The sequence below is a fragment of the Oxalobacter paraformigenes genome, assembly GCF_000158475.2.
Taxonomy (GTDB): domain Bacteria; phylum Pseudomonadota; class Gammaproteobacteria; order Burkholderiales; family Burkholderiaceae_D; genus Oxalobacter; species Oxalobacter paraformigenes.
In genome coordinates this window covers 793920-805043 of record NZ_KI392031.1, presented here as the reverse complement: position 1 = coordinate 805043, position 11124 = coordinate 793920, and the positions used below count along the sequence as shown (strand labels likewise).

The 11124-nt window shown below is 57.2% G+C and carries 8 protein-coding genes; 1 reads left to right on the top strand and 7 read right to left on the bottom strand.

From position 1 onward, the window contains the following. Window positions 1–369 (bottom strand): hypothetical protein (locus OFAG_RS14155; RefSeq protein WP_020995069.1); only part of this gene is annotated, 369 nt, incomplete at its 3' end. Window positions 370–1139: 770 nt separating this feature from the next. Between OFAG_RS14155 and OFAG_RS07485 the strand changes: the two genes are divergently transcribed. Beyond that, on the top strand, window positions 1140–1493 hold the full coding sequence (locus OFAG_RS07485; RefSeq protein WP_040719948.1) for a hypothetical protein: 354 nt from the start codon (window positions 1140–1142) through the stop codon (window positions 1491–1493). A gap of 158 nt (window positions 1494–1651) precedes the next feature. Here OFAG_RS07485 and pgaD read toward each other — a convergent pair whose 3' ends face one another. The 6 genes from pgaD to rfaD form a co-directional block, all read right to left on the bottom strand. Next, window positions 1652–2200, bottom strand: coding sequence for a poly-beta-1,6-N-acetyl-D-glucosamine biosynthesis protein PgaD (gene pgaD, locus OFAG_RS07480; RefSeq protein ID WP_005876935.1), 549 nt, complete (start codon window positions 2198–2200; stop codon window positions 1652–1654). Between the two features lie 23 nt (window positions 2201–2223). Further along, window positions 2224–3513: a poly-beta-1,6-N-acetyl-D-glucosamine synthase gene (gene pgaC / locus OFAG_RS07475; RefSeq protein WP_020995067.1), complete on the bottom strand. Its 1290-nt coding sequence runs from the start codon at window positions 3511–3513 to the stop codon at window positions 2224–2226. A gap of 12 nt (window positions 3514–3525) precedes the next feature. Further along, window positions 3526–5532: a poly-beta-1,6-N-acetyl-D-glucosamine N-deacetylase PgaB gene (gene pgaB / locus OFAG_RS07470; RefSeq protein WP_187138750.1), complete on the bottom strand. Its 2007-nt coding sequence runs from the start codon at window positions 5530–5532 to the stop codon at window positions 3526–3528. A gap of 578 nt (window positions 5533–6110) precedes the next feature. Beyond that, complete coding sequence (locus tag OFAG_RS07460) at window positions 6111–7301, bottom strand: MFS transporter (protein WP_005876941.1); 1191 nt, start codon at window positions 7299–7301, stop codon at window positions 6111–6113. Between the two features lie 486 nt (window positions 7302–7787). Then, window positions 7788–8852 (bottom strand): porin, encoded by a 1065-nt coding sequence (locus tag OFAG_RS07455; RefSeq protein WP_005876943.1) that lies wholly within the window; start codon window positions 8850–8852, stop codon window positions 7788–7790. A gap of 809 nt (window positions 8853–9661) precedes the next feature. Then, on the bottom strand, window positions 9662–10645 hold the full coding sequence (gene rfaD, locus OFAG_RS07445) for an ADP-glyceromanno-heptose 6-epimerase (RefSeq protein WP_005876947.1): 984 nt from the start codon (window positions 10643–10645) through the stop codon (window positions 9662–9664). Window positions 10646–11124: the final 479 nt, after the last annotated feature.

Sequence of the window (11124 nt, the reverse complement as noted above, 5' to 3'; positions counted from 1 at the left end):
ATGGGAGTTGATCTGGCCGGAGGGCAGTTTGCTTAAAGGGTCGTCCCAGTGTTTGGTGAAGTCGGGAAGATCGGTTTCCGCCTTTTCCACTCTTTCCGCCCTTTCTTTTTTGGCCGGTTCGGCTTTTAACGGCCCGGTTTGGGGAAGGGGCGTTTCCGGTTCCATTGCCGGGGTCAGGCCGGTTGGAGCCGCGGTAAAGCCGGGAGCGTTACTGGCCGGTTTGTTCAGGGTTTGCTGTCTTTCCAGCGCTTTCCTTTGCCGCTCGAGTTCTCTTTGCTGTTTGTCTGCCCAGCCGTTTTGTTCGTCGGGGTTCTGGCTGCCGGAGAACGGGTTTCCTGCTGAACCGAAGTGGTTTTCAAAGTCGTTCATGGTTTTCTTCTCCAAAAAAAAGCCCTCCGGTGCCGTAAACCGGAAGGCTTTGTTCAAATACGCGGGGCGCAAAGACCCCGCCACACTTGATTTATACCCGATAGATGATCTTCGGTCAGCTATGGCGGTCGGGATTTTCGCTGTTTTTCCCATGAGTTTTTCCGGTAGCCCGCCCAACGCCGTTTTTTCGGGCAAGCTTTGTATTTGTTGCGCGAAATGGCGTTCTCCGGTCAGGCCGAGCGCCGCATTCGTCGCGTACCGGCGCTATCGTCACCGCTTGCGGCCTGTTCTTTTTGCGCTGAAAACAGGCTACAGGCTGGAACTCATCCTTTGATCCTTTTGCCTCTTGCAGCACTGGCTGAACGGTTAAGAGCCGATTCCTGTCGAGTGTTTTTGGTCGTGTTTTCTCCCGCTGGCCTGCCAAAACCGTCTTTTCATGCGAATTTTGCGGCGAAACCGGGTCATAACGGTGTTTTCAGGGACGATTTCATTTGAAAAGAAAGGAATGAGCCGTTTTCAGGGACAACTTCCGGCCGGGACACCCGATTCAGCCTGTCAGGACAATGAATCGGGAAAAAAAGAGAAAAGACGGGTTTTCTTTCGGGATTCGGCCAAGAAAACGGTTGGATAAGAAGGAAGTGAAAAGGACAGGCATTTTTTTCAGGGTGCCGGATTGTTCAGGCGGGAAAACGGTCCACCCGAACGCCAGGCTTGTTTCAACCTCTTCCTTTTCCCGTTACGGAAGGTTTCCGGGATGATGGGAAAAGAGAGTGAACGGCAAGACCGGAAGAATGCGTAAACGGGGTATCCGGTTCGGAGGCAAACAGGATGGCATGAATCCGGACAGGGAAAGGCGGGTTTTTGCCCTGCCGGAAAACAGGCGCCGGTTCCGGCTGACGTTTTCTGGCTGGCCGGAAGCGGGAAAAGGAAAAGGACGGGATCGGCGGGAAATGCCGGTTTGTACCGATCCGAAACAGGGCAAAGAAAGCGGCAAAGAACAGGTGGAACGCGCGGCACGGACGGTTTGCAAGACGGGAGGACGGAGCCCCTTTCGCGCCTCTGTCAGCCTTCGGGCCCATACAGGGCCAAGCCCGGTTTCAGGACGTTTCAGGCCGGTTTTCTGAAAAGCCCGGGTTAAACGCGCCGAACAAGCCGATTGATTGGGACAGTCCGGATTAATGTGGAAAACCGCGGGCGCCCTGCCCTTTGCCGGCCTGATAAAGCGGCAGAAGCGTTCCTGAACAAACCGCACTTGCCATGAAGAAAGAAGGAACAGGACTTTTCAGGCGCAGAGTTCTTCATCCCGGACGGCCTCTTTTTCGGCGACAGGCATTTCCGGATTCCGGTATCGCTCCTCTTTTGCCGCTGGCGTTATGGCATCGTGCTCTACGCCAATGATGTTTCCCTTGTCGTCGAACAGGCAGGTCATGATTTTTGCCTGCCGGATATCCCGCACTTCGTCGGCAGCCAGCCGGTAGAATTCGGCGGTTTCTTCCAGACTGACAGACGCGGGGCGCGTCTTGCGCCGGTCCCGGTGTCCGTGAAAGCGAAGCCAGTTGTAGAACGCCCACAGCATGAAAGCGCAAACGGAAACGCCGATAAGCGGGAAATAGCGCGAAATGACCGCTTTTATCGCCTGGATATCCCGTTTATCAATCATGTTTTCAAACGGGAAATAATCAATGATCCAGCAGCCAAGCGCTAAAAAGGCGCAAAGGATGTACAGCAGGACGCTCCAGAACAAAACCTGCAAGGCCAGACCCAGGGCTTTTTGCCACGGCGTCTGTTTGTGCCGGTAACATACGATCAGGTTTTTGGGATCAATCCGCATTTCGTTTTCCCGATTCCGTTTGGCTAGTCGTTTTGCCGGAACAGCATGTTCCCGCCCTGTCCGTTGTTTATTCCCCTGTCCGTGGTATGCCAGCGTCCCCGTTTTTTTCCGCCGGAAAAAAACATGGCTTTCGGAAAGGCGATGATGGAAACGAGCCAGTTCAGTATCCAGTAAAAAAGCGGATACCAGACGATCGCCAGATAAACGCTGCCCAGATTGCGCTCGTACTTCCTTCCCATGAAAAAACAGACGGCGAACTGGAGCAAACAGGTGGCTCCCAGAACCAGTCCCGTATAGGGGGACGAAAAAAACGGTTCCGCCGGAGCCGCCGGAAAGCTGGCCACTATTTTAAACAAGGAGATGCCTGCAAGCAACAGGATGGTATAGCTCCAGGCCACACTGAAAATGTATTCCAGAAAGATTCCCCAGAAACGGCGTTCTCTCCAGCTAAACAGGTAATGCCCGTAATTTCTGAAGGCTTCTCCCCCGCCTACCGCCCAGCGAAGCCGCTGCTTGAACAGACCGCCCAGGGTTTCCGGCATCAGGATCCAGCAAAGGGCATGCGGCTCGAAGCGGACGTCCCAGTGCTTTAGCTGGAGCCGCCAGCTGACGTCGATATCCTCGGTAATCGTCAGTTCGTTCCAGTACCCGACGGAATGCAGGGCACGCCGGCGATAGGCGCCGATGACTCCCGAGATGGTAAACAGGCGGCCGTAAATGCGCTGGGCGCGTTTCAAAAGCCCGACGATGGCCGAAAACTCGCCTACCTGTATCCTGCCCAAAAGCGTGCTGCGGGTGAGGATGAGGGGGTTGCCGGTTACCGCCCCCACGCGGGGACTGTGAACGAAATGGTTCATGATCCAGGTAACGGCATAGTGATCCAGTATGGCGTCGCCGTCGATGCAGACCAGAAACTCGCCTTTGGCGGCCAGCGCTCCCGCTTTCAGGGCCACGGCCTTGCCCTGATTGGTCGCGAGCTGGACAACCCGCATGCGGGGAATGAATTTGGCCAGCGCTTCCAGCTGCTGGCCCGTGTCGTCGGAACTGCCGTCATTGATCGCCAGGATTTCATAATTGGGATAATGCATGTCCGCCAGGGCGATAAAGGTCTCGATAACATTCGACGATTCGTTGTAACAGGGCACCAGTACGGATACCAGCGGATATTCCGGCAATTCCGGCGGAACCGTATAGTGCCTTCCCCGCTCGTAACGAACGTAGTAAAGCAGCGCTCCCGACATCCACAGATAGGACATCAGCAAGGGATAAAAGAAGGCGAAATCGAAAAGCAGTCCTGACAGGCGGTCGAGCATATTTTTCCTGTTTTAATCCGGAAGAGAAAAATAGGGGGAAATCACGCCGATATCCGGATGCCCGATAATGGGATCGTCGGGATAATAGCCGAAGTTATAGGCGCCGTGCCGGAGCAGTTGCCGCATCTGCCTTGCCATGATGTCGCTTGGCATGGGCGCCAGATGTTCCGGCCGCCAGTCTTTTGCCTGCAATTCGAAAACCGTTTTGCGCAAACCGAGCGGATGTTCCGCCACTTTCAGGATCAGGGCTTCCATCCACTCGTCGGCATGATCGGCCGCGCCTTCCATGTATGGCATGGCTTCCACGCCGGTATAGTCGTACGCCCTCAGGAAGTCGTCCAGATTCTGGGCCATCCATTCTTCCGCCTGGGGGGTCAGGATAACCGGAGCGTACATGTTGCGCGACGTGAAAACGGGCGGGTGCCATTTTTCGACGGCATCCTGGAGCGCTTTGGTGAAGTCGATCAGCGAGCGGCTTTTCGCGCGGGTGAAAGCCTGCATGAGTTTCGGGTCTTTCCGGATTTGTTCCGGGTCGTCCGGCAATCCGATGCGGCGCAGCCAGGCTTTTCCGGCAGGGCTGACATCCTCATAATCCCCTATCAATGCGTCGTCATGGAAAATGATGCCCATGAAAGGCGCATGGCTGGCCAGATCCTCATAGATTTCCCGGATGATGCGCCGGTTTTCCGCATCGAAGGGCGTCAGGCGGGTGTAAAAGACGGCCTTGTCCGGCGACACCGCTTCAATAACCGGGCGGTTCGGCAAATCGAAGCCCAGTACCGGCATCCAGGCGTAAACCTCGCACTTGAACCGCGTGGAGAGCTGCCAGGCGATGTAGTTGAAAAAATCGGCCCGCATGGGCAGGTGGCGATTCGGGAAATACAGGGCGTCCGCGGTGCCGTTGCCATCCGGATCCGCAAAAGCCTGCAGGTAAATCACGTTGGCCTTGGCCGCCTTGACGCGGTCAAACAGGAGGGAAATGTTTTTGTAGCGCTGATCCGGGTTTTCATCATAAATCATGTCCAGATCCACATGCATGACGCGCTGGACGGGCAGATCGGAGACAGGGAGCCGGGCCATGGCATTGCGGCGGCGGTAAAGGGTGCTGCCGGCCATCACGCCCGCTTCCACTTTCCGCATCATTGCCGGCAAGTCGATTCCCTTGTGCATCATGAGCCGGGGAATCGTTGGCCAGTCCGCATAAAAAGCGATAGAAGCCGTCAGTTTGTAACCGGCGTCCAGCGCGGCCTGGACACCGGCCTGGTTGTAGCGGCCATAAGGCCATACCGCGACTTGCGGCCGGTGTCCCGTTTTTTCATAAATGATGTCGGCAGAGCGCTGCCAGTCGTCGCGCACCCTTTTTTTGAAGGCGTCAACCGATTCATAGGAACCGGTTCCGGCGTCGTACCACCGGTATGCGCCGGAAGGAAGCTGGATCCCCTGCGGATTGCCGGTATGCCCTTCATGCAGATTGTGCGAGTGGGACGCCAGTTCGACGATTCCGGAATCGGCCATTTCCCTGATCTGCTGCCAGTCCAGAAAAGCGGAACGGGGCAACTGTTTGTCTCCGCCATAATGGACTTTTTCATTGTAGGGCGTTTCCAGCCAGCCCGTTTCCAGAGACAGGAAAGCGGGATAGCCGTAGGACTTCAGCATGGGATAGACGATTTCATAAAAACTGCGGTATCCGTCGTCAAACGAAAGAAGGACGGATTTGGGGGGCAAGGCCGTGCCGGTTTCCTTTGCCTTCAGAACGTCCCGGACGCTGACGACGGTATAGCCGTTTTTCTTTAGCCAGTCGAAATGCGCTTTCAGTTCGTTTTGCGAAACGGGAGCGGTGTTGACAAGAACGCTGTTGTTTAGGATGCTCTCGTCAAGGACAGGCACGACATTGTGGTAGCACAGGGTGATGAATGAGGGAACGCCGGTTTCGGCGTGCGCAACGGCGATAAAGGAAAGGGAAACGATAACAAGACAAGCAATACATTTCCGGCAGGCCGCCAGTGTTTTAGAAATCATTGCGAAAATTTCCATGCCATGTCCCAATGTGAATAAAAAACATTCCCCGCCGCCAGGCTGACTGAAGTCCGCGTCACATCAATGGCCGCCATGAACAGCACGGCAAACCTGTTAAGGAACGAATAAAATCCGCTCATTGTAGAGCTGAACGTCCGTTTTTTCTACCAGTCTTTTGTAAATCTTTGTTACGGCGGCCCGCTTTGTGTGGTAAAAGCCGGACAGGCCCACGTGATGTTTTCCGGCAACAATGCCCTTAAAAACCCGGGGGAAATGCCGGCATACGGAGGCAAGCGCGCTCATTGGCCAGAAACAGAAGTCGCGCCCGGACGTTACGCCCTGCCGTTTCAGGGCCAGCGCCCGCAAACCGGAATGCGCGACGCCAGGAAGCGCCTGTCCCCTGACCGGGTCGCCAGCGACAGGAAAGGGGTTGTTTTACAGGGAGCGCGATACTGTTTCCCTTTTGTGCCGGAAAACAGGCCGGAGCCGGATACAAAGCGGATTGCCCGTTCTTCGCCCTTTTCCGGACGCTTCTTTTGCGGCCCTTTCTTTTCCGGACGATTTCGGGAAGGCGGTTTTTCTCACGATTCCGGCAAGGGGGCCGATTTTGCGAAAAGCATGACGATGGCAATGCCGGCCAGCGCACAGAACGCGCCGGCGCCGAATACGGACGAATATCCCAGCGCGGTGGCCATGACGCCGGTGACCGGGCCGGTGGCCGCGTAAGAGACGTCCTGAAAGGCGGCGTATCCGCCCACGGCGGTGCCCCTGACCTGTATGGGAACGCGTTTGACGACTTCAACGCCCAGCGACGGGAACATGAGCGAGCAGCCGCAGCCGGTAATCATCGCGCCTGCCAGCGCGATCCAGGGGTTGCAGGAAAAGAGGATGACGGTCTGCCCCAGGGCTTCGACGGCCAGCGAAATCATGGCGACCCTGATTCCGCCGATTTTGTCGGGCAGGTTGCCAAACAGCAGGCGGACGCCAACGAAGGCGATGCCGAAACAGGTCAGGGTCAGTCCGGCGTGTTCCCAGTGCCTGGAGGCAAAAAGGAGCGTCATGAAGGTGCCGATCAGGGCGAAGCCGCACCCTTGCAACGCCAGCGCCAGTCCCGGCTGCCAGACCATTTTGGCAATGGCAAAAAGTGAAATCCGGCGGCCGCCCGTTGTCGGAACCGGCCGGATGCGAAAGTCGAGCAGGAAGGCGACAAGGGGCAGAATCAGGGTGGAGACGCCCAGTGCGACAAAGCCGAATTGCCGGTTCATCAACAGGCCCAGCGGCGCGCCGGCCGCCAGTGAACCGTATATCGCCATGCCGTTCCAGGACATGATTTTTCCCGATTTGGTGGGGCCGATCAGGCCGAGCGCCCAGGCGAAGTTGCCGGAAATCAGAAGGCTTTCGCCGAAGCCGAGAAAGAGCCGGCCGGCGATCAGGATGCCGTAGGACGCCATCGGCGGCAAGGGCAACAGGGCCGCCAGCATGTACATGAGGCCTGCCGCCGAGCAGGCGAGCATGCCTTTCAAGGTTGTCCGTTTCGCCCCGACGTTGTCGGCCTGCCGTCCGGCATAGGCGCGCGTCAGGACGGTGGCGAAGAACTGGCAGCCGACAGCGACGCCGACCAAGGTATTGGAGAGGCCAAGGTCGTTATAGACGAAAAGCGGAATGACGGGCAAAGGCAGCCCGACGGTCAGATAGGTCAGGAAAATGGCGAAGGTCAGCGAACCGAGCGTGCGGTTCTCTCCGGGAACGCGAAGGGGTCTGGCGTCAGACATGATCGAAAAAGAAAATTGAGTTATCCAAACATGGGGCGGCCTTTCGATGGGTGTGTGCCAGGCCCGTCCCGCCATCTGTCAAACAGCTTCTCTTTCTTCCCGTTTCCCTGCCGGTTCCATCCGGAAGAATGCCGTTATGCCGGGATTATAGTCAAACCCGCGACAAAATCCAACCGGGAAAAAGGGAAAAAGCCGCCCTTCCGGCATGAGCGGCCGGAGGCCAAAACATTCCGTGCAGCCTGCCCGCTTCCCGTTTCCTGCCGGGAAACGGAAACGGCGGTTCCGCCGGAAAAACCGGCCCGGAAGGCCGGACGCGAAAGGACGGGAATAAAAGGAAGGGGGCCAAAGGGACAGGGGGAAAACGGCTGTCAGGAACGAACCCGGAAGGCCAGCCCGAAAGGGCCATTCCGGCCATCCCGTTCCGGCAGGGCGGCCCCGGCGTCTGCCGCCAGAAGCCGCCCTGCCCCTTGCGAAACGGGACGGTTTTCAGAACTTGTGGTTCAGCCCGATCTGGATGCCGGTCATCGAATCCTGTGCGGCGCCGTTGCTGTTATAAACGGAACCGACGTTGTCGTTGCTGCTGTCCACATAGATCAGGCTGCTGTAGAGGAACGTCCGTTTGGAAAAATCGTAGTTGTAGCCGACGGCATACTTGTTGGCATGCCCGTTGTATTTTCCGGCATCGACGTCGCCCCGGTCGAAAGAGGCGAGAATCATGTGCGGCCCCATCCGGTATTGCAGGCCGGCCAGCCATTCTTTCTGGTTGCCGGTCTTGTCGGTCATCTCGTCGAGCTTGAAGAGGCTTCTTTCATAGCCCAAAAACAGCTTCAGCTTGCCGAGCTGATACGTTCCCCCCACGTCCCAGCGGCAGGAATTGCCGGAGTCGGGCGCCCGTTCGAAGTTGGCGAGCAAAAGCAGCGGCCCGTTATGGTAACGCGGATTGATGGCGAAGCCGTCGTTTCCATTCCGTTTCACGAATTCGTCTTTCGGCGTATCGCCGTGTTTGTCGTCGCCGAGTGTGTAGGTCAGGCCCAGTTCCAGGCCGGAAAAGGTCGGGCTTTCATAGCGCACGGTATTGCTCAGGAAATGCGAATGCAGGAAACTGTTGACCGAATAGGACGAGGCGATGCCGTTCTGGTCGAAGGGGTCGATCATCGTGAAGGTTTCGGCGACCATGCTCATCACGCGGCCAAGGCGGACAGACCCCCAGTGTCCGGCCAGTCCGACATTGGAAGACGCCGTCCATTGCATTTTTTCCTCTTCGCCCAGTTTCTGGCGGATGCCCTCGTCCCAGCTGTAATTGCCTGTCAGCTTGCCGGTCGCCAGCCGGAAGCGCTGCTCCATTTCAAAGGTGGCTTTCAGGCCATTGCCGAGGTCTTCGTTTCCCTTGAAACCGATGCGGCTGGCCATATAGTCGCCCATGCGGAGGTCGGAACCGGATTCCTTGATCAGGCCGGTATCGACGATGCCATAGATGTTGACGCTGGTTTGCGCCGATGCCAAAGCGGAAAAAAAGCCGAAGAGACTGGCGGCGACGAGTGTTTTTTTCATGTGTTGTCCAGAGAGTTTAACCGGGGTTTCCCAAAGCATACGCGACAGGGCCGCCCCCCTGTTTAATGGAATCAAACAGGGGCGCGTTTTCGGGAAACGCGCTTGCCCGGCCGGAAAGGCGAATTTACCCCGCTTTCCGGAACCGTGCTTTTCCCGTTTGCCGCACCGGCCGGATGCAAAAACCCGTGTTTATACCGCAAATCGGTATCGCTGTGAAGCCCTGAGGGGAGGCGGGAAAGGAAGGATCCGGCCGGCTTGCGTCGCCTTATTGCCCCGGATGGACAGGCAATGGCGCAGGCGGCCCGCTTTCCGGGCAGTGGGAAATGCCCCGCCCTGTCCTGTCCGGCAGCCCGCCGGGCATGCGGCAAACCGGGCACAGGAGGAAACCGGGACACTGTCCCCGCAAGAAAGCGGATACGGCAAAAGAGGGCCTCTTTCCCGCTGGATTGCGGGCTGCCCTCTTTTGTGGCCGTTTTCATGGGAATACAGGCGGTTTTACGGTGGCGTGCCCGGCAGGCTTTGATATCGGCCCGCGTGCCGGAAAACGCCTTTTGTCCGGTCAGGCAAGGAAAAATACCGGAAAACCGGCCCCGGAAAGGGACGTCTTCAGAAAGAAAACGGAAGAAAGCCCGAACCGGAACCGTTGCCGGCTCATGCTTTTTTCGGGAAAAACCCGGTGGCTTCAGGCGTTCCGAATCCAGCCGGTTCTGTCCCGGCTGCCTAAGCTTCGGGAATGCCGGTTCGCGCGGGGAAGCGTTCCGCGGAAAAGCCATTCCGGTTTTCCTCTTCGCGTTTTCCCCGTTTCCCTTTTACAGGATCTGTTCGAGATAGGGATCGTCTTTCATCAGGTATTGGCGGATATAGTCGGCCGCGCCCTCTTCCAGCGTATGGAAAGGCACGTCGCAACCGTATTTTTCCATCCAGCCCATGTCGGCCTGCGTGAAGTACTGGTATTTGCCTTTCAGTGTTTCGGGCATGTCAAAATATTCGATTTGCGGCGGCAGTTTCATGGCCGCATAGACGGCATGGGCCAGATCGTTCCAGCTTCTGGCTTTTCCCGAACCGATGTTCAGGATGCCGTTGGCTTCGGGATGTTCCAGCAGCCAGTACAGGACGTTGACGCAGTCTTTCACGTACACGAAATCACGGAACGATTCGCCGTCGCCGTATTGCGGGTTGTCCGATTTGAACAGGCGGATGGGCAAGCCTTTTTTGATGTCGGCGAAAACCTTGCAGATGACGCTTTTCATGTCGCCCTTGTGGTATTCGTTCGGGCCGTACACGTTGAAGAATTTGACGCTGGCAATGCTGCCCAGGCACCCCTCATGGTGCGCCCAGAGGTCGAAGAGCTGTTTCGACCAACCGTAGGCGTTCAGGGGTTTGAGGCGAAGCGTCGTCTCGATGCTGTCGGAAAAGCCCAGCGATCCGTCGCCATAGGTTGCCGCGCTGCTGGCGTTGATGAAGCGCACGCCCCGCTCCAGCGCCCGGCGGCACAGCATTTCGCTGTACTTCACGTTGTTTTGCATCAGAAAATCGACATTGCGTTCGGTGGTGGCGGAACACGCGCCCAGATGGATGATGCCGTCGATTTCCCGGTGCAGGCGGTTTTCCTCGAGCATTTTCCGGAATTCGTCACGGTGCAGATAATCGGTGAATTTCCGGTTGACGAGGTTGTGCCATTTTTCGCTGGACGCGAGATTATCGACGACTAAAATGTCGTCGATCCCCATCTGGTTCAGTTTCCAGATCATGGCGCTGCCGATGAAACCGGCGCCGCCTGTGACGATATACATGTGAATTCTCCTGACAGCCCGCCGGCGGCATGAGCCGCTGGCGTTCTCATCGCCTTGCCCGTTGCTCAAAAAACCGGCGCGAATGGCCGGGCATCTGCCCTTGCCGGTATCATAAAACCGCTATTTTAAACGTTTTCATCCGGTTTTTCGACTTGTCTTGCCGGTTTGTCAGGCCGTCTTTTGTCCCGGTGCGCGAAAGCGCCTTGGCGAAGCGGAAACGGCACGCGGTTTGCAAGCGGCGCATTGCCGGAAAAAGCGGCGCGGGCACGTCTTCCGTCCGGCTTTCCCGGCATCGGGCAAACGCTTGCGGCAGGGCGCCGGCACGGCCCGCGTGCTGCCTGAAACGGTTTTTTTCCGGCAGGCGTATTCGCGACCGGAGGAAGGCTTCGGATTGGTTCCGATATGGGCTTCTTTTGATATTCCCCATTCTTTCATGTCTTGCCGGAACCATAATAGGAAAATAGGGCAGGCGCCGGTTT